Source organism: Teredinibacter purpureus (assembly GCF_014217335.1).
In the GTDB taxonomy this organism is placed as follows: Bacteria; Pseudomonadota; Gammaproteobacteria; order Pseudomonadales; family Cellvibrionaceae; genus Teredinibacter; species Teredinibacter purpureus.
This window is the reverse complement of record NZ_CP060092.1, coordinates 3,797,374-3,820,199: the sequence shown is the minus strand read 5'-3', so window position 1 is coordinate 3,820,199 and position 22,826 is coordinate 3,797,374. Positions and strand designations below refer to the sequence as shown.

The window sequence follows — 22,826 nt, the reverse complement described above, 5'->3', positions numbered from 1 at the left end:
TTCAATTGATTGCTACGGAAGTTATGCCAATAATTTTTAGGTGTATATTTTGAGGTTAATGGTTTTATCTATTTTTCGTCATTGTTTATGTTAATAGTCTGTTTATTGGGTGCATTAATTTTGGTGGTGACGTACCATCGCCGAATTAGTATTTTGCATAGGTATAGCTGAAAAGGATTTTTCGTCTAGACGGCTAGGCAGCACTCTTATATTTAAGCGAGGATAACGTGTTAACTAAAATTTATTGCTCTAAATTCATACCTTCATATTTATTTTATCAATTATTTAAATTCCTCGTCACCAGTTTATTCTTTATTTGTTTAGCGCCAAATGTAATGGCTAATGAATTGTTACATTTGGCGCTGAAATATAATGCTTTTGTTCTGGATGATTTTTCTGCTGAATCGAGTGATGTACAAGGGCGTATGGCCGTAGGTGGAAATGTTTATCTTAGAAGTTACGGCGTTGCGAGCGCTATAGAGCCCTCCGAAACCGATTACTCTATTGTAGCGGGCGGGTCCGTGGACTATATAAATGGTCAGATCTTCACGGGCGGAGTTATTGCCGGTGGAGACGTGTCTTCAATTTCAGAGAACGTTTCAAATTCACTAGAAGAAGGTGCGTTAATTTTAGGCGATCAGTTGCTTCCCATTGACTTTGAAAGTGTATTTCAGGGGTTGCTAGATGTCTCGCTGAAGCTAAGCGAATTGAAGGGTACGGGCGATGTTGAGTATAAATGGGGTGGCGTATATCTAAGCGGAAATTGTGAGAGTGAGCCTCAGGTATTTCACATTAACGGCCAAGAAATGCTCAATGCTAGCAGTCTAGTATTATCTTGCATTTCTGACGATGCTACGTTGATTTTAAATATAAGTGGGCCGAGTGCCGGATTTAAGAATATTGGATTGGCTCATTTAAGTAAAAGGGCCTCGCGTACCCTTTATAACTTCCATGATGCCTCGACGCTGGAACTTACATGGGTTGGCGTTGAAGGGACGATACTGGCACCAAAAGCTAACGTGGTTAATCCAAGAGGTGCGGTCAATGGAACCGTTATTGCAAAATCTTGGTCAGGCCCGATGGAATTGCACCATGTTCCGTTTGTGGGGGATTTAAGTGCTGAAGAAGAGCCCCAGTTTTTTCCTCCAGCATTTGTTTCTTTGCCGAACCTTGAAGCTTTTACGCTTGAACCTTATAGCTATACCATAGAGGCTTTTGACCAGGATAGCGATCACTTAATTTTAGAATTAGTCGATGCACCGCTTGGTATGCAGTTTGATGAGAGAATATTGGAATGGGTTCCATCTAGCTCACAGGCTGGAGAACACCGTGTTATTCTTGCTTTGACCGATGGATTCTCAACTGTTAATCAAGAATTTACAATTGTTGTGCGAGCAAGAAATACTAGCCCTATCGTCGAAGAAGTTGAGCTCGTGGTGATTCAGGAGGGGCAAGAAGTGACCCTACTGATATCAGCCAGTGATGCAGAACACGATGTATTGACGTATAGGGAAGTGTCTCTTCCATCCTTTGCGATATTGACTGGGAATGAATTAATTTTATCGCCTAGTCTTTCAGATTCAGGAGAGTATTCGGATATTGTAATATCGGTTAGTGACGGAGAATTTAGCGTTGAATTATATCTTAATGTCACAGTAACAAATGTCAATCAAGCACCAATAATCACTTCCTCGCCGCAGCTAAGTGTTTTAGAAAAGGTTGTGTATGACTACGAAATAGTTGTGTATGACTACGAAATAGTTGCTATTGATGATATTGATGATTTGCTTGTTTATACGCTTATGAACGGCCCGGAAAGTATGTCATTAGATGCGAGTACTGGGATTATTCGATGGCAGCCGTCTATGGAGGATATAGGCTATCATGATGTGTTGGTTTCTGTAAGAGATCTAGAAGGATTGAGTGTTTTACAGGGATTTTTGCTGACAGTTGTAAGTGTAAATGAGCCTCCTTCTTCTGTTAGCGTAAATTTTGAGATGATCGAAGACGACGTTATAGAGATAGGTTTTCCTGTCGCTGACCCCGATGGTGATCTGATTACCTTTATTGTTGAAACCTTTCCTGAGAATGGCGAACTTTTAGGTACTTTTCCCAACTTTAGATATATGTTCTGGTCAAGTAAAACCGGACACCTATTTTTTATAAATTCCCTGCTAACGCGCTTCACTTGTTGACTGCAGAATCGAAGTGTCGAACCTGCTCTATTCGAGCAGAACCGACTCTTCCATTTTGCAGCACATACTTGGATTCTTCGTATTTTATTGGCGATAAATCTTCATTCGCCGAATGAAAACGATGTACATTGTAGTAGCGCATATATTTGCCCACGTCAGTCTTCATGTGCGCTCTTGTCGGCTGCGCAATCTTAAATATCCAATCGTGTTTAAGGCTTCCGAAGAAGCGTTCAACAACCGCATTATCCCAACAGGCACCAACGTCTCCCATACTCGCCCGCATATCGTAAGCCGCTAGAAGTTTTCGATAGCGCTTACTGGTATATTGTGAGCCTCTATCGCTATGAAAAACTAAGCTTTTAGGCGGCTGTCTTAGGTTGTAGGCCTTTATCAGGGCCTTGCTCACTAAATTAGTTGTCATGCGCTTATCAATGTACCAACCAACAATTCGACGCGAGTACAAATCCATAACAATCGCCAAATACATCCAACCTTCGCCGGTCTTCAGGTAAGTGACATCGCCCGCCCAAATTTGATTCGGCCCCACTGGGTTAAAATTCTGATTCAGCAAGTTGTCGGCTACGGCATCCGAGGTTTTGCGTTTAGTTGTCACTTTATAGGCGGTTCGCTGAGTGACCCTTAAGCCAAGCTTGCGCATCAAGTTACGAACCCGATAACGACCAATCTGAAAGCCTTCTTCGCGTAATTTCTTCATCATCTCGCGACTACCCAGGCTATTGCGACTCTGCTCGAAAAGCCACTTCATCCTACGGTGTAGGTGCAAGGTATCGCTTGTTATCACTGTGCCTGGGCGCTTAAGCCAATCGTAATAGGACGTTTTCCCAACGCCCATCACGCGACACAACATAACTACAGGAAAGCGAGGTGATTCAGTCTGAATGAAATCGTACTTTACTTCATTTCTTTCGCAAAGAAGGCACTGGCCTTTTTTAAAATCTCTTTCTCCATGCGCAGCTCTTTGTTTTCCTTGCGCAAGCGCTTAAGCTCGACTCTCTCATCCTCGGCCAGCACTTCACCTGCCTCACTAGACTCCACCTTTTCTTTCCATTTGTAGAGCATGTTGGTTGCGATACCCAACGATTTAGCGGCCTCAGGAACGGAATAGCCTTGTTCTCGAACAAGCGCAACGGCCTCTTCCTTAAACTCTTTCGGGTACTGCTTGTAAGTACGCTTCTGACTCATAATGACACCTTAATTGTTGACTAATATTGTCTCTCATTAAAGTGTCCGGTGCTATTAGACCAGTACATTTTCATACGAGAACCAGTTAGAGGTCGAGGGGGAAGTTAAAGAATACTGCTCGAGGTTGTCGAGATTTAGAATCGAAGAGGAGCTGTATTATTTTGGGTATGACTGTGCCTTTTCCGATGCTCGAGTACTGTTTGTTGTTCACTATGGGGAATGGAAAAACTCAAAACAATCACGGCTTGAAGGCGTCATCTTGAAACTACATTCAGAAGCTATTAAAGATACTTTGATCATTCTGGTTAATGCAATGAATGCTCATGATGCATATGAAATGCTTATGCTTATGAATAAAAAGCGATCAAATGAGGAGTAAGTAAAAATAGCTCATTTAGAGTGTTCTTCTCAAAAAAGACCAAAAATGAGAAGCTGAATGAATTGCTTCTCAATTTGATTGGGTATTGAGCTTAAGATAATAACATGCATGTTGCACGATAACATTGACAATGTTATCGTGCAGTAACTTCGTTATCAATTGAGTGCCTCTTAGCATGACATCAGTCACATTACTCACCAAAGTCAAACAGTACCTGCTGGATATTCTTGGCAGCGACGTTTGTGGTGACGCATGGGTAAGGCCTTGGACGGAAGTTAACCAGCTGCCTTTTTATCTTCAGACGCCCTACACCTACCACCAAGGCAAATTGTTTGGACGGTCTTGCCTGCTGATGCAGGCCATTTCACTGGAAGGCGAAACTCCCGCGGTGGTACGTAAACACTGGCAGGTAGTGAGCAAACTATACAAGGGGGATGTGATTTATGTGATCGAGGTGGTTAGCTCTTACAATCGTAGAAGGTTGATAGAGCATCGGGTACCCTTTCTTGTGCCAGGCAACCAGCTTTACTTGCCTACATTTGGTGTGGATTTACGTGAATATTTCAAGCCTGGCAAGCAGCCTAGGGTAACGCACCTCAGCTATCCAGCACAGGCGTTACTACTACGAGAGATACTGACGCATGATTGCTCCGGTAAGCCAGCCAAAGATTTGGCCCAAGTCTTGGGCTATAGCTCTATGACTATCACTCGGGCCATCAATGAGTTGACTGAGCATCAATTCGCTACGGCTGAAAAAGTAGGTCGTGAAAAACACCTGAGTTTTTCACAAAGTGGCCGTTCTTTATGGGAATCCGTGCGGCCGGCGTTACAAAGCCCGGTGACCAAACGGATTTGGGCCGTTCAGCGAGACTGGAAATTGATTTCCGCCAATTTCGAGCCGCGTATGGCCGGAGAATCAGCTTTGGCTCATTACACGGATTTAGCTGATACCCAAATCAGCCAATGGGCCATTGCTTCAGACACCTGGCCTACCTTATGTAAGAGTAAGGATGTACAAGTATTGTCTAGCAAGTCTTCTGGTGAAACGAGCCACCTTCGCAAAGATCGAGAGGTCATGGAGCTGGAGCTTTGGGCATACAATCCGAGTGTAATTACGATCAGTAAGTCTGGGGTTGACCCGCTTTCTCTCTGGCTGAGTTTTGAGGCCAACACTGATGAGCGTATAGAGATTGCCTGTGAGTCTTTATTGGAACAGGTATGGAGTACATTGCAATGGTAAAAGGCCTCGATGTTTTCAGAGATCACTTTAAAGATTTTCAAGGCTGCTATGTTCTGATTGGAGGTGTTGCTTGTTATCTTGCTATGGAAGAAGCTGGTGTAGATTTCAGAGCTACCAAAGACCTAGATATTGTGTTGTGTGCGGAAGCCTTGGATTCGGCGTTCATTACTCATTTCTGGGAGTTTATCAAAGCTGGTAACTATCAGAATCAGCAAAAAAGCACGGGAGATAAACAGTTTTACAGGTTCGATAAGCCTGCGACTGAAGGATATCCTTTTATGCTGGAGCTATTTTCCAGAGCGCCAGATCAACTGGAAATATCAGATGATGCACATTTAACCCCCATTCCCGCGGATGAGGAAATATCAAGTCTGTCAGCCATTTTATTGGATGAGGATTACTACGAATGTATTCAGAATGGCAAAATTTTGATTGAGAATGTGCCGGTATTGGGCTCCGAGTTTATTCTGCCGTTTAAAGCTAAAGCATGGCTTGATTTAACTGAGCGTAAACAAGATGGGCAAGGAATAGATAGTAGAGCAATTAAAAAACACCGTAATGATGTTTTTCGGTTGTCGGTATTGCTTACTCCCACCCAGAGAGTTGAGTTGCCGGACTCTATCAAGCAGGACATGGAACAGTTCCTTTTGTCTATGAGTAAAGAAGAAGGGGTAAATCTTAAGAATTTTGGTGTTGCTAGCAGCCTTGACGACACGCTAAAAAATTTACGTACTATCTATCAGTTAGATGAGACTTCATAGTAGGAAAATTTATTTCGTCACTTCAACAGAAGGTAATGAATAGCATGAGCCTCCCATTAATTAGAGCCTTAATGAATAAAATGGATGTGTGAGGGTAAAAATATAATGTCTGCACATGAACAAGCTGTAATTCTCAATGTTGATAATAGGTTAGGAAAAAACCCGTACGACCTAGTATCAATAGATGAAATTGAAAATTGTTATGCAACAACTCAAGCTGCAAAAGTAAACAGCTTTGTATGTGCAAACTCTTCATGTGGTGTATCTGTAACTGCCGTTATAACCCAAAAAAAACGATTAAACCGAAAGCGAAGTCCAAGTTCATATTTCGCTGCAAAGCCCAATTCACACATTGTCGGATGTGATCGACAGCCAAAACCAAAAGAGTTACATCAATCTGAGTCTGGCTCAATTGCACCGAAAGAGAAGAAGAGTAAGTATCGAACAAAGTGGATAGATCCTCGTTCACAATCAGGTTCAAGCGGAAGCCAAGAGCCTATTGACGCTCCAGCTTCGTCAGAGGGTGATTCTGGCAGCGGACGAGGAAAGGTGAGCGGCGTTACTTCAAATAAGCCAAGTCAGGGGCAGTCGAGTTTGGTTAAACGATTCGCAGAAGATTGGTTGTCCATGACCGTTCGGGAGCGAAGGTCTACTCCCCTTGATGCGCCGTGGAATGTTGGCGGAAGTTACTTCTCGGCTCTCGTCCCCTTAGTATTTTATAAAAAGCGGGAAATTGATGGGTTGGGTGAACGAATATATTCGGGAATCTTGAAGGACGTGGTGCAGGGGCGAACCGGGATTACACTGGTTTTGCCGGAGCCTCATTTGACCGGATTTCCTTTTTGGGTTTGGGTGACTAACCAAGCTCTTAATGAGAGGGCGTCAGGGACATCTTTACATACTAAATTAAATAAATTGATAAAAAAAATAGCCGTCAAGAATACCGAGTTTTTGCTCTTGGTGAATTTATGAAACAGACTAGAGGTGAGCGTTCATGGTGGTCTTTACAGGTAAACCATCCTGCAATGATTGCTATTCTGGTTGATGATTATCCGATTTGACATAGGGTTGTAAAAACTACAAATAGTAATCGATATTGTTGTATTTAATTCTTAGTGGAATCTGAAAATATGAGACTGTTCGATGGGAGGTAATACTTAGCAAGATAGACCGGAATACTGGCCCAAGTGTATCTGATACTACCTAAGGGCGAGGTATTACGATCAGGGTGTGGGTCGGTTTACGCAAATGGATACTTACGCGGGGAATAATCAAGACCCGATCACCTTGCATAAGTATATTTATGGTAATGCCGATCCGGTGACTTATACCGATCCGACAGGGAATTTTGGGCTGGGGAGTTTCGCCGCAGCAAGCAATATTCGCTCAACCTTGTCTAACATTCAAATCAACATCGGTATGAGTGTGCTGGATATAGCACTGGACCCAGAAAATGCAGCCAATAATGCGGGTGCTAATGCGTTAATCGGGATTGCTTCAATGGGTGGTCCAGCAGCGTTTAAATTATTAAGGCTTCTATCCAGTAAGTTTAGAAAAGCCTGCGGGAATAGTTTTGATGGTGAAACCTTAGTCGCTGCCGAGTTTGGTTTGGTTGCCATTAAGGATATTCAAATAGGTGTCAACGCCAGCTTAAAACTGACCCACTTTTACCGATTATCGCCAAAGTAAAACTGACCCACCCCGTTTAATTATTGATCGATTGTGGCGGGGCGATGCCCGCATGCTTTTTGTTTTTTAGCCGATAGCTTTCTCCCGATATTTGTACAATGTGTGCGTGATGCAGTAGCCGATCGAGTAGTGCTGCGGTTAGTGTTGTATCGTCAGCAAAGGCATTTGACCATTGTGAGAACGGCAGATTGCTGGTGACGATAATGCTGCCTTTTTCGTAACGTTTTGCTATGACATTGAAGAATAAATTCGCCTCCTCTCGCCCAAAGGGTAGATAGCCAATCTCATCAATGATCATTAATTTCGGCCCAATAATATTTCGCTTAAGATAACCATCAAGTCGGCCTTGCGCTTTTGCTGTGGAAAGCTGCAACATTAAGTCGGCAGCGGTTATAAAGCGCGTTTTGTGACCCGTCAAAATGGCTTTATAGGCCAAAGCGATTGCAAGATGGCTCTTTCCTACACCACTTGGACCAAGTAACACCACATTCTCTGTCCGCTCTAAAAAACCTAATCCAGCAAGTTCCTGAATCTGTTTTTTGGGGGCTCCTGAGGCAAACTTGAAGTCGTAATCTTCTATGCGCTTTTGGGCTGGCAAACCAGCAAACTTTAGTAATGTCGCTTGCGTACGTTCAGCTTTTGCATCTAGCTCGGTGCGCAGTAATTGCTCAAAGAAGTCTGCTAGGGTTTGCTCAGTTGAGCTGGCTTTATCGGCTAGCGCCGACCACTCTCTGGCCATTGATTCCAACTTTAGCTGCGTGCAAGCACTGCGTATGCGTTCGTGTTGAATGTTCATTGAGCCACCTCAAGCAGTTGATCGTAGACGTCCAGCGGGTGCTGGAAGCTTTCTACCGGAAGTGGTCGTATAGTTGTAATAACCGGTGAATCTACTGTCTTGTATTCAGATGGCAGCGGCTGTAGATATTGCAGCTCTTTATCCATACGTATTTGGGGTTTAACATTAGTTGTGCCGTGCGTCCGCTGATGAGCTACGTCATTTAGCCAAGTGCCTATATGGGCATTTGCGGCCTCAACATTCAGAGTCAGGCCAGCTTGCTTTAATGTGGCAGACAACGGTGTGACAAAACACTGCTTAAGATAAGAGTTGAAGCGTTCAACCTTACCTTTGGTTTTAGCTCTGTACGGTCGGCAAGCCCGAGGTCGGTAACCATAGGTGTTTGCCTGATCTAGTAATTGAGCATTCCATTGGTGCTTACCGTTGCCGTACGCATCGCGCTGAATCATGATGGACTTGGCGTTATCGAAGAGTATCTCCTTTGGTACACCACCAAAGTATTCTAGCGCACCCTTGATGCCTTCAAGCCAATCTTGCTGGTTTTCAGAACTAGAGAACTTTACGTAAGTGCCTCGGCTAAACCCCATTGTAGCGACAAAGGCTTTAAGCGCATTTCGGCCTCGGCGAATGATCGTAAAGTCGACCTGCATTTGCTCGCCAGGTTCGGTTTCGAATCGCACGACAGGGTCATTAACCGAGGGTTTGAACGCATGAACAAACACCTTAATCGTTGATACGCCACCCGTGTACCCTCGTTCACGAATCTCTCTATGCAAAACAGTCGCAGGTATCCAGTGCGGCTTAGCTGCCTCAATACGTTCGAGCAAATACGGCTTGTAAGGATCTAGGATCGAAGGGCGCTGCTCTCGCTCCGAATATGTTGGTGTTTTAGCTGGTGCACGAAGGTAGCTTCGCACGGTATTTCTGGAAAGGTTGAGCTTTTTTGCAATCGCGCGAATGCCAAGCCCTTGCCTATGTAATACGTGAATATCCACTAATATCTCCTGAGTAATCATGTCACCGCCTAGCTATTAATCCGGCGGCTATAGTGCCTCAGGTGGGTCAATTTTCGTTTGGCGTTAGTGGGTCATTTTTACATTGGCGTTAACAAATAGGCGATAAAGTTTGGGCGTATAACGAAGAGACGGGCGAGAAGACGCTTCAAGAGGTTGTTCACCTAATTCAAGGAGAGGGAACAAAAGAGTTGGTGGATATTACGCTAGCCACAGGCGAAGTGATTACCGCAACGGATGGCCACCCATTCTACTTACCCAACGAAAAAGAGTGGATGGATGCGGGTGATTTAACCACGGAACAAGTGCTGCTTGATTTAGTGCGTAGCCCACTTGGTATTGAGGGGATAAGTCTTTACAGTCAACAGGCTAGAGTTTATAACCTGACTGTGAATAATGACCATACCTACTATGTTGGTGAGAGTGGGGTATTGAGTCATAATTGTAAGCCTCTTAACGGAATAGATATGGATCATATTCTTCGAGGAACAAAGGGTGGTGGGTGGCACCATCGACCTAATGGTGTTAATCAGTCAGGAGGCTATAAAATAATTAAAGTATTAGAGAAGCCTAGCTCATCTAATATGCCTTATCGTTTGTTGGTTCAGGCTCCTGGAGGGAAGCCTAAAGCTAGTACTTTCTGGCCTAACTCATGGTCTGGCGAGAAAATAAAAAATGTGATTAATGAGGTGTACATTAGCCAGGTTGCAATAAAAGGTTTAGGGAAGGGACGTCATATAGTCGACTCACCTTATGGCTTTAAAATAGAATTAAGGATTGTATCAAATGGCAAGGGAGGCTTGTTTGTAGACACTGCTTTCCCTAATATTAAGAGATAATGATTTGTGAGTTTCTATGAATAATGCAGAAAAAGCCTTAAATATATTGTTGGCGGAGTTCTCCGAGGAAAAATATGCTTCATTTGTTAGAAAGGAGGTAGACAGTTTTGAAAGAGGAGACAAAAAAGATATAGGCTTTCAGAGTGAAGGTGATGATGTTTTTATTGAGATAAATGAAAGTGTGTGCACAATTAAATTTGATTTTTGGGATGAAAAATCAAATGATTTTATACAGGGAGAGGAAGACCTGAAGGTTGATGTGGTGATTAGGAAAATAAGGGGTCGTATTGGATTTTAAATGGACTTAAGGGGTCGTATTGGATTTTAAATGATCAACTCTTTTCTTTTCCTTTAGTCGCTTGCTTTCAGCTATTTTTTAGCTGTTATTCTTAAAGCCCTAGTCCTTGACTGGGGCTTTTTTGACTTAAGGAGTCGTATTGGAGTTTAAATGATCAATTTAGTCGCTTGCTTTCGTTTGTTTCTTAGCTGTTATTCTCACAGCCCTAGTCATTGACTGGGGCTTTTTAGTTTAAGATGCTTGTTGCTGTTTAATCAGAGCATCAAGCATATCACTAATGAATTTCTGTTTACTTGTAGCCGTCCACTTTTCCATCGTACTTTTTCCCAAATTAACCATCATAAAATTCGGACATTTTATGATGGTTTTACCACGCTCCCATCACAACTATTTTCCCCTTTCCCAAATTAAAATCTAACGATTTACCAAACTGCGTTATAAAAATTACCATCATAAGATTTAAATAAAAAAGCCGAAACCACCTGTTATGATGGTTTCGGCTGGTTAAGTATTTTCGATAGCTTAAAACTTATGATATTTGTTGCTTGATCAACTCCTCATGACTTCGCCAATGTGGCTGAACCAATACGCTATTCACGTGTGCGATGGTCACGATCTTCTGTGCCTCTCTGGCTGCATCAATCAAACTGCCGTAACACAGGTTTCGGCACAACCGTAAATTGCCTTGAGCACTTCGTATGATAAGTTCCGTCGCGCCTTCGCTAAAGGTGTTGATGCCCATTCTTACCGCTTCCAGTTCTTTAACAATGTAGCGCTCCATGTCCTCATCATTTTGCCGTTTAATATTGGCGGAATAGGTGATGCGGCTTTTGATGTCCTTGTTTACATTGAGTGACAAATAATGCAATAAATCCCGCTGGCCGAATAATACCAGGTTATGTTTTTTTGGAAAACGCTCGAACAATAATCGCAGCTTTCTCAGTACCTGCATATCCAGTAAATGGGCTTCGTCAATCAGTATATAAAGCGTTTTACGGTCTTTTATATGATTGTATGCGCACCTTATCAGTTCTTTCTCAAGCGCCTTCTCCGGTACTTCAATTTTAAAAGAGTCTGCGAGCTGCGCCAGAATTTTCCAATAAGTATGCAGGGTTCTTGAGCAGGAGACAACAGTTATGTCTCGTTCTTTTTCCTGGGTTTCAATGTGTTCCCTAAGGACGCTTTTGCCGGCGCCAGGCTCACCAATGACAACAGAAAATCCGCCTTGTTGGGAATGTATTTTAATAATGTCGAAGATCTGTTTTTGCTGGCTGAGTAAGGTCAGGTTTGTTCGGCTAAACGGTTCTTTTGTGGTCGCATGAATAGATTTTATCATTCAGCCTCTCCTTGACGAGACTTTCGCAGGTTAGCGTTATAGACAAGGTTGATCGGGCTGGCTTCACCCATGCGTTGATCATTAAAGTAAACAATAAACCGTTGCTTGTTATTTCGGTCAAAGCGCACCTGTATTTTCTTCTCGCGAAGATCAACAGGGCATTCCCACTTACTTGAGTTGATGGAGAAAAGATTTGTTTTAGAGACTTTGCGGACTTCCTCGACAAAAAACACTTCCTCCGTATATTCGTCATCGACCAGGAAGTGAATACGGCTATGATCAAGTGCAAAGCGATCAATGGGTGTCATCTGAATACTGCTGTGCTTTTGGTGGTTGTACTCGTTTTCTATCCAGTCATGGGTAAGATCGTTGAGTGCTTCAATTGATTTGAATTCAAGATGTTGGACTAAAAAACGATCACGAAAACCTCTGAAAAAGCGCTCGATTTTGCCCTTGGCCGCACCATCGCGAACGGGGGCGTGTGAGAGTAAAATATCGAGCCTGACGCACGCCTGCAATATTTCTTTGGATTTGTAGTTGGAGCCATTATCAAAATAGAGTCTGTCGGGTTTGCCGCGTTTGAATAATGCAGTTCGAAACGCATCAACCATATTCTCGGTGTTGTCGTTGTAAAAGAACTGGCCATGAGTAATGACCCTGCTTGCGTCATCAATAAAAGCAATCAGAAACGTTTTTTTCCACGAGCCATCGACTTGTTTGATTGACGGGCCGTACATCGTGTCGGCTTGCCAAAGCTCGTTGGCAAACTGCATAGCAAACGAATGCCGGAGTTTTTTGGTGGTTTCGAAATTCAGTAAATCATTCTCTCGCACCATGCGATAAAAAGAGGTTTGTGAGAGTTGGCTTCGCGCAAAGTAGTTCTTTTGCATCAACTGCCGATACAGTGTCATTTTGGGGATGACGCCCACCTTGTTTTTACTCAGGGAGGGAATGACCTCATTAATGGCTTCAGCCAATTCATTCACCTGCACCTTACGGTAACTGTTTTTGTCACGTCGCGTTTTGTTATCCAGCGTCGTGACGCCATATTTTTTAAACCGATAGAGCCAGGTACTGATGGTTCGCCATGTAAACTGATAGCGGCTATCCGTTTGCTCATCAACAAATGTGCGTTCAGCCACACTCTGTATTCGGGCTCGAATACTGTTACCGGGTGCGTAATCAATGGCGCTGAGTATGCGCAGTCGTAATTCTAAAGGCGGTTTTTTAAAAGATGTCATTTTTAGTCCCTGGGTGAGTTAACTTCCGTCGGACGATATCGGCATCCTTGTTCGATCAGAAGGACCTAAGCTGTTGCGCAACAATCGAGATTTAAGTGATGAGCATTGTGTGTGTTTGATTCGGCCGTAAAGTTGCAAAAATTGTCTGGGTGGAAAAATTGAATGAGTAAAAATGGATTATAAAAACGACTGTTGTTGATCCGTTTGATAGTGAATGCAGCCGTTCTTTGTTGAGGTGAACAGTCGGGTAAGAGTGGGGAGCAAGTGTTGACAATAATGGCTGGATGAGCGGAAGGAATTTAAAAGATCATCCTTTCGATATTTGAGGACGCTTCGATAGTGACTGAGTTTGAACATTAAGCGGTTGAGCCACCGCCAGGCATTGCGGGTCTCGAGTTGGCCGGTTGCTTGATGGTAAGCCTCACTGATACCCACCTTCGCCACCAATGCAGTGATGAAGATAAAGAGATGAGCCGCGCCGTAGCGAAAAGCAGGGACCTCGCTTGCGACATACAGCTGGAATGTCCGGCCACAACCACTTCGGCCATAGCGGTTGGAGCAAAACAAGCGTTTGCCTACTTTATCTGCCAGTACGCTTGAACGTTGTTTGTAAATAATGCCATGCGAGACAAACTGGTCGCTCTTTGAACAATGAACACATGTCAGTTCATTTTGATGGTAATCGAGGGACAGAGTAAAAGCCTGAATGGACTCAAAATCTGGGTAAAATCGTTTCATTCGTCAATTAGACAAAATTTATATGAAGTGCATCAAATAAAATTTGGGGATTTACAGGGAAAATTTATATTCCCGAATTAACGTTATAAGGAGGGGATAGGATTAGGATGTTTATTTGGTTGAAATAATACTGATCTTACGGCTGTAGTTTGGGAAATTACATACAGGAAATAATCGGACAGCCACGTTAAGAGAAAAACAATCAGTTTAGTTGTGGTTTTTATTAAACCCACCACGCCATAGGCGCTATTTCATTACTGTTTGTTTTTGGCGTGAAATATTTGATTTTTCTGAATTTCAGACGAGTCTAGCCGCTCTCTAGGTTCGAGAAAGGTAGGGTTTATTGCAGGATGGGGTGTTAGTGGAAAATGGCTTCGCAATTCGCGAAGGCCGGTCTTCTTTTCAATCCTAGAACTTTGGCAGCGAGCATGAGTTTTGCTTTGCAGCCGACTAAGCTTTTGAATGTGGATTCGAACTGGGTGGTGAGTGTGAGCCATTCGCGGCTGGTTATATTCAATCGCTCTAGAATGGGTGGCAAGTTGTTGTCGATAAAACCACGTTTGTGTTCTCGAATCGCTCTGCCTGTTATGTCCACGAGCTGAATGTAATCCTTCAGGTGAAAGGGTAAGCCTTGGGGCATGGGTTCTCTTGGGTTGCCTACAAATTCAGCGAGTTTTAAAGGTTGAGTTGAGGGGTGAGTGTTAGCCGCTTTAAGGGCCTCAATACGCCGTTTTATAGAGGTATGTTCCGAGCTTTCTGGGGTTGTCGCCATTTTGGCTCGAACAGGATTTAAATCGACATAAGCCATGCAAGCGGCGAGTGCTTTTTCATCCAGTAACGCCTGTGATTTAAACCGGCTTTCCCAAAAGCGACCTGTGCAGTGGTCTTCTGCATTTGCCCTGCGGGCAATGGGTTCGTTTAAAGCCCACATGAAACGACTTATGCTGGCGAGTTCCAAGCGCCATTGGTCCAGCTTTTCTTTCACGGCCTGCCGCTGGGCGTCATCTAACGGCCCACCTTTTACAAACGCTTGGGTTAAGGGGGTACCTTTGTAAAGGGTGTGCCAGCGTTTGGCTACCTCTAAATCGCTTAACGTGTGAGCCTCTGCGGCATTAATATGCAATACCAGATGGTGGTGATTACTCATTACGGCGTAAGCACAGATGTCAATGCAAAACACCTCCCCCAGGAATACAATACGGTCTTCAACCCACTGTCGGCGGTGTTCGTAGTCGTTACCGGTTAACGCATCTAGGCCGCAAAGAAACGCGCGGCGCACACAGCGAGATGTGCAGTGATAGTAGGGTGTGGCATCTAGTGAGATTTGTTGCTTCCTTGGGCGGGGCATGGCTCATTCCTTGAGTTAACTTTTGCTGTTTTAATATGGGCCTTCCCCTATTCGGGTGGCTAGATTTCTGGCATCAGGTCCAGCCCGCCGAGATGAAATAAAATTGCAGCCTTAAAACGGGCCTTATTCCTAAAACCTTTCGCTTTTACTTTTAGCATTTTTATTCTGCTATTTATACTTTCTGCACCAGCATTATTCTTTTTATTTACGATGGCGTTTATTATCCCCCATAGATTCTTCTTTATGCTTTTAGCTACCGATTTTATAGGATTGAGGCGGCTTCTTATCGCCCAGCTGTACCATTGCTTCCAAGCTTCTTCAGCCCATATACGATCATCATAATTCCAGAGCTCCATGGCATACTCCTTTATCGCCCATGCGCGTGCAGTCTTCTTTGCTACAACGCTTAATGTTGAAATCTGTACAGAATGAATATCCTTTAGATTTTCACGTGATCTCAGCCATGCAAATTTCGATCTATGGAGCTCTAGCTTGTGTTGTTGCGCGACCATATTGGCTTCACTTTTACGAACACTATTTAGAGCCTTATTTAAGTCCATCGCAACATGGAGCCTATCAAAACATATCGCTCTTTCCCAGTGAGGAATATACTCTTTGGTGGCATAAATATAGGACGGACTCATATCCATACTAATCGTTTCAACTGATTGGATTTGCTTGTCACTTAATCCTGTAAAAAATGCGTTTAAACTCGATTTTTTGCGATCTTCTTGGACATCTATTACATGCCCATGATCATTGGAAACAATGGTCACATATTCATGTCCCTTTTTGCTGCAGACCTCATCGACAGCTAGGTTTTGAATATGTAGATGAGACCGTCTTTTTAGGCCTCGCTCTACAGCCCGCTTCATTATTCCATCGGCAGCATTCCAGCTAAGCGCCAGCTTCTTACTGACGGCATTAATACTCGCCTCTTGAAGCCAGGAGATTACATAAGCCTCAAACATCAAGGTGAAACTTGATCGCTTATCAGCCCAGGGGATATCAGCTTGCAATACACCGTGCGTGCGACATTTAGAGCGAGGGATATTCGCGTGAACGAGAGTGCGAAATTGACAGCTATCGAGATGGCGCCATGTTCTTGTTCTGGTGTCATGGCGACTACATCTGGATTCACACAAAGGGCAGGTTAAATGTTTGTCGCAATCGTATTCAACGTGGACGTGAACGGTGTTGTCACGCTCATCTAGCTGAACTGATTCGACAAACCAAGGAGAAGAGATTGATAATATTTTTTCGTAAAGAGAAAGCTCGTCCATCACTGAAAACCAAGAAATAAAAGGCTGGGATTCTAAGGGAGTTTATTAGGAAAGGCTAGAAAGCCACCTGAATAGGGGAAGACCCTTTAATGTACAGTATTGTTTTTCTTGGTTCAAGCGGTGGTGTGGGTGTCCGAGAGCGAGAGTACAGCAGTTACGTGTTTTTTGTGGAATAGGCCGAAGGGCTTAAATTATTCTTGCCTCGGTGTATTGATGGCAGCGCATGCATAAGTATTGTGCATGGACGGGCAATTAGCCCGTCTGCATTACAGGATGAAAATAAATATTCCTTAGAGTCGGCGGTCGCTTAGACTTACTCTGAGACTCTTTAATGATAAGGCTATCATCTAATGGCGCGGTCACTAATGCCGTGTTGATTTTCGGCGGTTAGAGTCTTCTTTGAGTTTTCGTTCGCACGTAGCGAAAGCGTCTCTTACGGCGACATGAGGTGATGGGTCGTCATGGGTGACGGTAATGGGCGCTCCTTTCACGCCAAGCTCTATGGATGCGCGAAACATTTTACCTTTGTGTTTATGGTTGTGCGGGCTATCCAGTACCACGCGGCTATGAATAATAGAATCCGAGTAGCGATAGAGTTTTTCGATTTTTTTGTGGATAGTATCGTTTAGTGCAGGTGAGGGCTCTAGATCACGGTATACAACATCGGTATTGGACTTCATAGGCTAACCTCCATCAGTGCCGGTTTAAAAAATATAAAATGTAATAGTGGGCCCACAAACTAATCATGGCGTTTTAAAAATATTTATCAAGCGGTTTTTAAGAATATTCTATGGGAAAATTGAATGGTTATAGCAATATAAAGAATAAGCGAGGGTGTTACTGGCTGTTTCGTTAATTTTGAGCGTATACTGAGGAAATAGGTGGTTGTGAATATTGACTGTTTCGCAATTGTCGGTACTGAATAAGGTGCAAAATAATAATAAAATAAAAACAATGAAACAGGGGTAACTATGGCGTCGATAGTGGTGTTTATCAATGGCGGTACAGGTTTTATCGGCCGGGCACTATGTTCCGCCTTGCTAAAATTATCATGCCAACAGCTTCCTTCTGGTTTAGAAAGTAAAAACACCTCTCTCGTAGATGATGACGCCCATGACTATCAGTTGTTTGTTCAAACGCGCATGCCAAGCCATCATCGGCACCGTTCCATTACTTTTGTATCCTCTTATCTAGAATTGCCCGAAGGTGTGGTTCCGGATGTCATCGTGAATTTGGCGGGCGCGCCAATTGCTGAAAAACGCTGGAATACAGCGCAAAAGAAGATTTTAATGGATAGCCGAGTACGTTTAACCGAAAGTTTGTTACGTTCGGTTAAAGCGCGAGGTCATGTGCCTAAAGTTTTAATTAATGCATCCGCTGTGGGTTACTACGGTGTGCGTGATAATGAAATTCTTTGTGAAAATAGCGCGAAGGGTGAGGGTTTTGCTGCAGATCTATGCGGTGAGTGGGAGACGGCCGCGCAGAAGTTTATAGCGCTAGGTTCTCGGGTATGTATTTTTCGTATTGGTGTAGTATTAGGCCCAGGAGGAGGGGCGTTAAGTAAGTTATTGCCTATTTTTCGCTTAGCTTTAGGTGGGCCTATTGCCGGAGGGCAGCAATGGTTGTCATGGATACATATTTGCGATCTAGTGCGCATGTTGGTCACCTCTATACACGACCCAGAGTATAGAGGTGTTGTGAATGCTACGGCGCCAAACCCTGTTAGACAAGCCGAATTCGCGAAAAAATTGGGGGCAATACTGTGCCGTCCAGCTTTTTTTCCAACCCCAGGGTTTTTGTTGAAAATTATCTACGGTCAAATGGCTGAGGAGCTGTTAATTGGTGGGCAGCATGTAGTTCCCGGTAATGCGCAAACATTAGGGTTTGATTTTCTGCATAGAAATATTGGCACGGCTCTAGAAGACGTTACGCAATTATAAAAAAATATTATTTTTCCTTGAAGTTGTTTTTTGTGTCCCAATATTATTGATAGGCCAGCCGTAAGGGGGCCTATATAACAACGTTGCAACAGTATTTTATACTTTTCGGCGTTGGAATGGTTTGATCGTTAACGATAAGCCAAATTTTAATATTGCTCACATTTAGAGGATATTCCTATGCGTAATTTTGATTTTTCTCCACTTTACCGTTCTTCAATCGGGTTTGACCGTATGGCAAGCTTGCTTGATAATCTCTCCAGTTCTGATCAGAGCCAGCCTACTTATCCACCTTATAATATAGAGCTTACAGGTGAAGACCAATACCGTATTTCGATGGCGGTAGCAGGGTTTGATGAGGCTCAATTAAGCATCGAAACCAAACAAAATAGTTTGATTGTTACGGGAAATAATCAAGCGTCTAAAGAAGAGAGTCGCCAGTTTTTACATCAAGGTATTGCCGCTAGAAATTTCGAGCGCCGTTTTCAGTTGGCGGATTACGTTACCGTAACGGGGGCATCTTTAGTGAATGGTTTATTGCATGTTGACTTAGTGCGAGAGGTTCCTGATGCATTGAAGCCGCGCACTATAGCGATAGCAACTGCTGGAAGCACGAGCAACAGCAATGTTCATCCGTCTGGTTCTGTCAATATAGCGGCTGCAAAAAATAACGCTGCATAATTCTTTGTGAATGGCGCGATCAGTCAATAAAGGCCGTTTTATTCGGCCTTTATTTTTTGTCAAAAAGCGAATGAGTATAGATTGTGGCACAACGTCTATTCGTGAGGCGTGAATAGTTTGGCGCGTACGGTTGTGCGGTACACGCTCGGGGTCACGCCGTGTTTCTGTTTGAATAGTTGCGTGAAATGCGCTCCATCCTGATAGCCCACTCGAAATACAATCTCTCCTACCGATAGATTACTGCTCTTCAGTAAATCTGTTGCAATACGTAAGCGAATGTTTTTTAAATAGGCAAGGGGTGTGCTGCCTGTGGCTGTTTTAAACCGCCTATTGAATGTTCGCGTACTCATACCAAATTGTTCCGCAAGCTCTCCCATTTGCACCTCTTGATTGTAATTAGACTGCAACCACGTTTGGGTTTGCACAATGGCTTCGTCGGGGTGTGCGTTATCGGCTTCGTCAAAGGCTTGGGCGGCCCGTGCGGAGGCCCGTATTTCGTGGAAGAAATGACGCTCTACATGGCTCGCTATGCGATGGCTAAAATAACGTTGGATAAATTGAACGGTGAGGTCGGCTAACGAGTTGACGCTGCCCGTGCAATAAAGATTTCCTGCTTGAGTAATAAAGTGATGACGTTTTAGTTGAATATTGGGAAATCGTTTTTGAAATCGGTCGAAATAGAACCAGTGAGTTGTAGCTGGTTTATTGTCCAATAAACCAGCTTCCGCTAAGAACCAACAGCCGGTGCCTACACCGGCAAGCAGGCTGCCATTGCGATAATGCTCCTGGAGCCAGGGAATAACCTCAAGGTTAGCTTTTAGGATAGGCTCTGGATTACGCCACAGAGCGGGAAGGTAGACGATATCGGCCGTTGGGGCATTGGCAATTGCGCAATCTGGCGAGAGCTTGAGGCCTGTGCGTGTTTTTATGGGGTGTCCTGAAGTGGATACTAAAGTGATCTTAAGGGGTTGAGCCTCCAGTTCTGAATCGATATTCGCGGTAGCTAGCGTAACGGCAGCGTGGAGTAGCTCCATGGGCAGTGTGGCGCTGGTTGCCAACATGTTGTCGCACAGTAAGAAAGAGATGTTGAGCATTAATTGGTCGCCATTTTGTTACTCGTGATATTGTGGCCAATATACCATGGTCGGTGGCTGAAATGGCGGTACCCATGCGGTTAGGAATCCCTACACTGTGCGCTATCCAGTATTGAGTAGTCGACAACAGTCAGGTGTAAATATGGCGAATTTTTTACCGTTAATTGTAGGTTTTGGTGGGTTTAACGCTGCCGGAAGAAGCTCGGGCTTTCAGTCTTATCGACGGATGATTTTAGAGAGCCTTAGCGGTGATTTACGTCAGCAAACCCTCAGCTCTTTATCTCACCTGATGGGGCAGGCATCGTATGACGAACAAGCCGTTATCAATGGTACGTTGGTTCGTCAGGTTGGCCATGATTTTTTCAATGTGAATAATACGCCTGCTGGCAAGCGCATTAATTTGGAGGCGAGCCCGCGTGACCCTGCTAAGTTCGTGATTGCCGGTAAGGATTTGCCTTACCCATTACCCGAGCATTGGACTGCAGATCCTTTGGATGACGGGGGTAAGCGTTATCAAATATCTATTGATAGTACTCAAACCCTAACGCTTAGTTGTACCTCAAAAATGCCGGTTCAAGCGGCTGGGCAATTGCCCACGGGTTTTAATCCCGGTGCTCACTATCGCTCGCAGCATCACCCTCGTGGCCTGCAAATGTCGATTTTAGCGGCAAGTGACGCGGTAAAATCTATGGGTATCGACTGGAAAGAGGCAACGTCTAAGATATCGCCCGATGCAGTTGCCGTATATAGCAGTAGCGTTATGAGCCAGCTCGATAGTACGGGATTTGGCGGTATGATGCAGGCCCGTCAATTAGCGTCGCGCGTTACGTCGAAACAGTTAGCTATGGGTTTGAATACAATGCCAGCTGACTTCGTCAATGCTTATGTTCTCGGTAGCGTTGGTGCAACAGGCGGCGTTACCGGCGCCTGTGCAACGTTTCTCTACAATTTACGCGCGGGTGTAGAGGATATTCGCAGTGGGCGCCGTAAAATTGTGCTCGTGGGGTCAAGTGAGGCGCCTATTATTCCTGAAGTTATGGATGGTTATTCGGCGATGAGCGCCTTGGCGACGGATGCTGATTTGTTAAAGCTTGAGGGTTTACACAGTACCGATACGCCGAATTATCGTCGCGCCAGCCGGCCCTTTGGCGAAAACTGCGGTTTTACGTTGGCAGAATCTGCCCAGTATGTTGTGTTAATGGCGGATGATTTGGCGGTGGAGTTGGGGGCTCAGGTATACGGTGCTGTGCCCGGTGTTTATGTGAATGCTGACGGCCATAAGAAGTCGATTTCGGCACCAGGTGCGGGTAATTATGTGACCATGGCCAAAGCGGTGTCTTTGGCGCGAACACTTCTTGGGGAGCAGGCAGTGCGTGAGCGTAGTTTCGTTCACGCTCATGGCTCCAGTACACCGCATAATCGAGTGACTGAATCGAGAATATTCGACGAGGTTGCAAGAGCCTTCGGAATTTCAAATTGGCCGGTGGCAGCGGTTAAATCTTATTTAGGGCATTCGCTTGGGCCTGCCAGTGGCGACCAACTTATTGCAAGTTTAGGGACTTTTGCTCATGGCATCGTGCCCGGTATTAAGACGATAGATAGCGTCGCTAGTGATGTATACGCCGACCGATTAAACCTTTCGAATACGGATATAGAACTGGGCGTTGATTCAAGTCAGATAGCCTTTTTAAACTCCAAAGGCTTTGGCGGTAACAACGCAACTGCCACGGTGTTGTCTCCAAGTGTTTTAAATGGTTTTTTAAGTAAACGTTATTCGGCGGCCGAGTTGAGTGCTTTTCGTGATAGGCAACAAGCGAGCGAAGCGCAATCCAAAATTTATCTTGGTGAGGCAGACAAGGCAGAGTTAAATCCTATTTATGCCTTTGGTACAGATCTTATCGACGAGTCGGAAATAAAGCTTACACCAGACTCAATTAGCTTGCCGGGATACGCTCAGCCGATTACATTGGGAGATAGTGAAGGCTACTCTTTTTAATTGAAATGTTTTAGCCGGAAAATGGCGTGAATAATGAAATCAAGCAGATGGAAGTGCTCCGATGGATGATGATCTAGAGGATAAACGACGCGTAGGAGAGGGCATTGTTCGGTATTCGACAGCGTTGCCACTGTCTGGGAATTTAGGCGAGCGATTGCAAGCGGTCAGAAAACAGCAAGGGCTTTCTCAGCGGGAACTGGCTCGCCGTGCAGACGTTACAAATAGTACGCTGTCTATGATCGAACAAGGCAAGGTTAGCCCCTCTGTGAGCTCGCTGGAAAAAATATTGTCTGCAATACCGTTAACAATGCAAGAGTTCTTTTCCGATAACCTTGAGCTTATGCCCCCTATTTATCGAGAGGGCGATTTCGTTAAAGTGCAAAAGGATGGCGCAGAAAGTTGCATTATGCCGCTTACTGAAGCGGGTAGAGACGGCGTTTACATTTCGCGCCAAACTTATTCTCCTGGCGCAAATATCGCCTCTGAATGGATGATGCGTAAAGGGTTTGTTGGCGGCATAGTGGTAAACGGAATACTGACTTTACGGCTAGATGGCCACGAGTATCATTTGGATGTAGGAGAAGGGTTCCATTTTTCACTACACCGTTCCCACAGTTTGGCGAATCATGGCCAAAAAGAATGCACCGTAATTTCAGTGTCATTTAGTGATAGGCGCACCTAGCGCTTTCTTCTCTATTTATTCTCCCTTCGTCTTAAATTTCTATCGATCCTTAGTATTCTGTTCCATACTTTGGAGCA

The 22,826-nt window shown here is 44.3% G+C and carries 21 protein-coding genes and 1 pseudogene; 12 read left to right on the top strand and 10 right to left on the bottom strand.

Going from position 1 to position 22,826, the window contains the following annotated elements; translation table 11 throughout:
- Positions 1-227 precede the first annotated feature (227 nt).
- Positions 228-2,195, top strand: a complete 1,968-nt coding sequence (locus H5647_RS16925; RefSeq protein WP_052692127.1) for a choice-of-anchor A family protein — start codon at positions 228-230, stop codon at positions 2,193-2,195.
- On the opposite strand, the gene H5647_RS16920 is transcribed toward H5647_RS16925, so the two are convergent.
- Positions 2,185-3,398, bottom strand: a protein-coding gene (locus H5647_RS16920; RefSeq protein WP_236074888.1) for an IS3 family transposase whose coding sequence is annotated in 2 segments (ribosomal slippage) — positions 2,185-3,149 and positions 3,149-3,398 — 1,215 coding nt in all. Because the reading frame shifts where the segments join, the coding sequence is not laid out codon by codon here. The genes H5647_RS16925 and H5647_RS16920 overlap by 11 nt on opposite strands.
- A gap of 124 nt (positions 3,399-3,522) precedes the next feature.
- On the opposite strand from H5647_RS16920, the gene H5647_RS16915 reads away from it, so the two are divergent.
- From H5647_RS16915 to H5647_RS16895, 5 genes and pseudogenes are all read left to right on the top strand, one after another.
- On the top strand, positions 3,523-3,777 hold the full coding sequence (locus H5647_RS16915) for a hypothetical protein (protein WP_045860235.1): 255 nt from the start codon (positions 3,523-3,525) through the stop codon (positions 3,775-3,777).
- A gap of 175 nt (positions 3,778-3,952) precedes the next feature.
- On the top strand, positions 3,953-5,017 hold the full coding sequence (locus tag H5647_RS16910; protein ID WP_045860233.1) for a helix-turn-helix domain-containing protein: 1,065 nt from the start codon (positions 3,953-3,955) through the stop codon (positions 5,015-5,017).
- Positions 4,996-5,778 (top strand): hypothetical protein, encoded by a 783-nt coding sequence (locus H5647_RS16905; RefSeq protein WP_200911598.1) that lies wholly within the window; start codon positions 4,996-4,998, stop codon positions 5,776-5,778. The genes H5647_RS16910 and H5647_RS16905 overlap by 22 nt, the downstream gene beginning before the upstream one ends.
- A 105-nt stretch (positions 5,779-5,883) precedes the next feature.
- The gene (locus tag H5647_RS16900; protein WP_162926427.1) at positions 5,884-6,750 is read left to right on the top strand and encodes a hypothetical protein; all 867 of its coding nucleotides are present in this window, start codon (positions 5,884-5,886) and stop codon (positions 6,748-6,750) included.
- A 237-nt stretch (positions 6,751-6,987) separates the two neighbouring features.
- Positions 6,988-7,467 (top strand): annotated as a pseudogene (locus H5647_RS16895) (RHS repeat-associated core domain-containing protein); the annotation flags it as partial.
- Between the two features lie 16 nt (positions 7,468-7,483).
- Here the strand turns inward: H5647_RS16895 and istB are convergent.
- Both istB and istA read right to left on the bottom strand, forming a co-directional pair.
- Complete coding sequence (istB, locus tag H5647_RS16890) at positions 7,484-8,263, bottom strand: IS21-like element helper ATPase IstB (protein WP_045855575.1); 780 nt, start codon at positions 8,261-8,263, stop codon at positions 7,484-7,486.
- The gene (gene istA / locus H5647_RS16885; RefSeq protein WP_045856331.1) at positions 8,260-9,279 is read right to left on the bottom strand and encodes an IS21 family transposase; all 1,020 of its coding nucleotides are present in this window, start codon (positions 9,277-9,279) and stop codon (positions 8,260-8,262) included. The genes istB and istA overlap by 4 nt, the downstream gene beginning before the upstream one ends.
- 95 nt (positions 9,280-9,374) lie before the next feature.
- On the opposite strand from istA, the gene H5647_RS16880 reads away from it, so the two are divergent.
- Positions 9,375-10,115 carry a polymorphic toxin-type HINT domain-containing protein gene (locus H5647_RS16880; protein WP_236075067.1) on the top strand — a complete coding sequence of 247 codons (741 nt, stop codon included), beginning with the start codon at positions 9,375-9,377 and terminating at the stop codon, positions 10,113-10,115.
- Between the two features lie 16 nt (positions 10,116-10,131).
- Positions 10,132-10,413, top strand: a complete 282-nt coding sequence (locus H5647_RS16875) for a hypothetical protein (protein ID WP_045860223.1) — start codon at positions 10,132-10,134, stop codon at positions 10,411-10,413.
- A gap of 529 nt (positions 10,414-10,942) precedes the next feature.
- On the opposite strand, the gene H5647_RS16870 is transcribed toward H5647_RS16875, so the two are convergent.
- The 6 genes from H5647_RS16870 to H5647_RS16845 form a co-directional block, all read right to left on the bottom strand.
- Entirely contained in the window at positions 10,943-11,749 is an 807-nt protein-coding gene (locus tag H5647_RS16870) for an AAA family ATPase (RefSeq protein ID WP_045860221.1), read from the bottom strand.
- A complete protein-coding gene (locus H5647_RS16865) occupies positions 11,746-12,990 on the bottom strand; it encodes a DDE-type integrase/transposase/recombinase (protein ID WP_045860219.1) in 1,245 nt (414 codons plus the stop codon). Before H5647_RS16865 ends, H5647_RS16870 begins: the two co-directional genes overlap by 4 nt.
- 177 nt (positions 12,991-13,167) lie before the next feature.
- Positions 13,168-13,728 (bottom strand): hypothetical protein, encoded by a 561-nt coding sequence (locus H5647_RS16860; RefSeq protein WP_162926426.1) that lies wholly within the window; start codon positions 13,726-13,728, stop codon positions 13,168-13,170.
- A 358-nt stretch (positions 13,729-14,086) separates the two neighbouring features.
- Positions 14,087-15,076, bottom strand: coding sequence for a hypothetical protein (locus H5647_RS16855; RefSeq protein WP_045860217.1), 990 nt, complete (start codon positions 15,074-15,076; stop codon positions 14,087-14,089).
- A 59-nt stretch (positions 15,077-15,135) separates the two neighbouring features.
- A complete protein-coding gene (locus H5647_RS16850; RefSeq protein WP_045860216.1) occupies positions 15,136-16,359 on the bottom strand; it encodes an ISL3 family transposase in 1,224 nt (407 codons plus the stop codon).
- A gap of 362 nt (positions 16,360-16,721) precedes the next feature.
- Positions 16,722-17,039: an HPF/RaiA family ribosome-associated protein gene (locus tag H5647_RS16845; protein WP_045860215.1), complete on the bottom strand. Its 318-nt coding sequence runs from the start codon at positions 17,037-17,039 to the stop codon at positions 16,722-16,724.
- Between the two features lie 291 nt (positions 17,040-17,330).
- Between H5647_RS16845 and H5647_RS16840 the strand changes: the two genes are divergently transcribed.
- Complete coding sequence (locus tag H5647_RS16840; RefSeq protein ID WP_045860213.1) at positions 17,331-18,299, top strand: TIGR01777 family oxidoreductase; 969 nt, start codon at positions 17,331-17,333, stop codon at positions 18,297-18,299.
- 177 nt (positions 18,300-18,476) lie between these two features.
- Positions 18,477-18,977, top strand: a complete 501-nt coding sequence (locus tag H5647_RS16835; RefSeq protein ID WP_045860211.1) for an Hsp20 family protein — start codon at positions 18,477-18,479, stop codon at positions 18,975-18,977.
- Positions 18,978-19,072: 95 nt separating this feature from the next.
- Here the strand turns inward: H5647_RS16835 and H5647_RS16830 are convergent, their stop codons facing one another.
- Complete coding sequence (locus tag H5647_RS16830; protein WP_045860208.1) at positions 19,073-20,071, bottom strand: GlxA family transcriptional regulator; 999 nt, start codon at positions 20,069-20,071, stop codon at positions 19,073-19,075.
- A 142-nt stretch (positions 20,072-20,213) separates the two neighbouring features.
- Between H5647_RS16830 and H5647_RS16825 the strand changes: the two genes are divergently transcribed.
- Together H5647_RS16825 and H5647_RS16820 are read left to right on the top strand one after the other, a co-directional pair.
- The gene (locus H5647_RS16825; protein WP_045860206.1) at positions 20,214-22,067 is read left to right on the top strand and encodes a beta-ketoacyl synthase; all 1,854 of its coding nucleotides are present in this window, start codon (positions 20,214-20,216) and stop codon (positions 22,065-22,067) included.
- Positions 22,068-22,128: 61 nt separating this feature from the next.
- Positions 22,129-22,749, top strand: a complete 621-nt coding sequence (locus H5647_RS16820; protein ID WP_052692125.1) for a helix-turn-helix domain-containing protein — start codon at positions 22,129-22,131, stop codon at positions 22,747-22,749.
- Positions 22,750-22,826: the final 77 nt, after the last annotated feature.

What these genes read in the sequence shown, in the direction of transcription:
- H5647_RS16910 (WP_045860233.1), top strand. Translation starts at nt 3,953, where the DNA reads ATGACATCAGTCACATTACTCACCAAAGTCAAACAGTACCTGCTGGAT.
- H5647_RS16905 (WP_200911598.1), top strand. Translation starts at nt 4,996, where the DNA reads ATGGAGTACATTGCAATGGTAAAAGGCCTCGATGTTTTCAGAGATCAC.
- H5647_RS16900 (WP_162926427.1), top strand. Translation starts at nt 5,884, where the DNA reads ATGTCTGCACATGAACAAGCTGTAATTCTCAATGTTGATAATAGGTTA.
- istB (WP_045855575.1), bottom strand. Translation starts at nt 8,263, where the DNA reads ATGAACATTCAACACGAACGCATACGCAGTGCTTGCACGCAGCTAAAG.
- istA (WP_045856331.1), bottom strand. Translation starts at nt 9,279, where the DNA reads ATGATTACTCAGGAGATATTAGTGGATATTCACGTATTACATAGGCAA.
- H5647_RS16875 (WP_045860223.1), top strand. Translation starts at nt 10,132, where the DNA reads ATGAATAATGCAGAAAAAGCCTTAAATATATTGTTGGCGGAGTTCTCC.
- H5647_RS16870 (WP_045860221.1), bottom strand. Translation starts at nt 11,749, where the DNA reads ATGATAAAATCTATTCATGCGACCACAAAAGAACCGTTTAGCCGAACA.
- H5647_RS16865 (WP_045860219.1), bottom strand. Translation starts at nt 12,990, where the DNA reads ATGACATCTTTTAAAAAACCGCCTTTAGAATTACGACTGCGCATACTC.
- H5647_RS16860 (WP_162926426.1), bottom strand. Translation starts at nt 13,728, where the DNA reads ATGAAACGATTTTACCCAGATTTTGAGTCCATTCAGGCTTTTACTCTG.
- H5647_RS16855 (WP_045860217.1), bottom strand. Translation starts at nt 15,076, where the DNA reads ATGCCCCGCCCAAGGAAGCAACAAATCTCACTAGATGCCACACCCTAC.
- H5647_RS16850 (WP_045860216.1), bottom strand. Translation starts at nt 16,359, where the DNA reads ATGGACGAGCTTTCTCTTTACGAAAAAATATTATCAATCTCTTCTCCT.
- H5647_RS16845 (WP_045860215.1), bottom strand. Translation starts at nt 17,039, where the DNA reads ATGAAGTCCAATACCGATGTTGTATACCGTGATCTAGAGCCCTCACCT.
- H5647_RS16840 (WP_045860213.1), top strand. Translation starts at nt 17,331, where the DNA reads ATGGCGTCGATAGTGGTGTTTATCAATGGCGGTACAGGTTTTATCGGC.
- H5647_RS16835 (WP_045860211.1), top strand. Translation starts at nt 18,477, where the DNA reads ATGCGTAATTTTGATTTTTCTCCACTTTACCGTTCTTCAATCGGGTTT.
- H5647_RS16830 (WP_045860208.1), bottom strand. Translation starts at nt 20,071, where the DNA reads ATGCTCAACATCTCTTTCTTACTGTGCGACAACATGTTGGCAACCAGC.
- H5647_RS16825 (WP_045860206.1), top strand. Translation starts at nt 20,214, where the DNA reads ATGGCGAATTTTTTACCGTTAATTGTAGGTTTTGGTGGGTTTAACGCT.
- H5647_RS16820 (WP_052692125.1), top strand. Translation starts at nt 22,129, where the DNA reads ATGGATGATGATCTAGAGGATAAACGACGCGTAGGAGAGGGCATTGTT.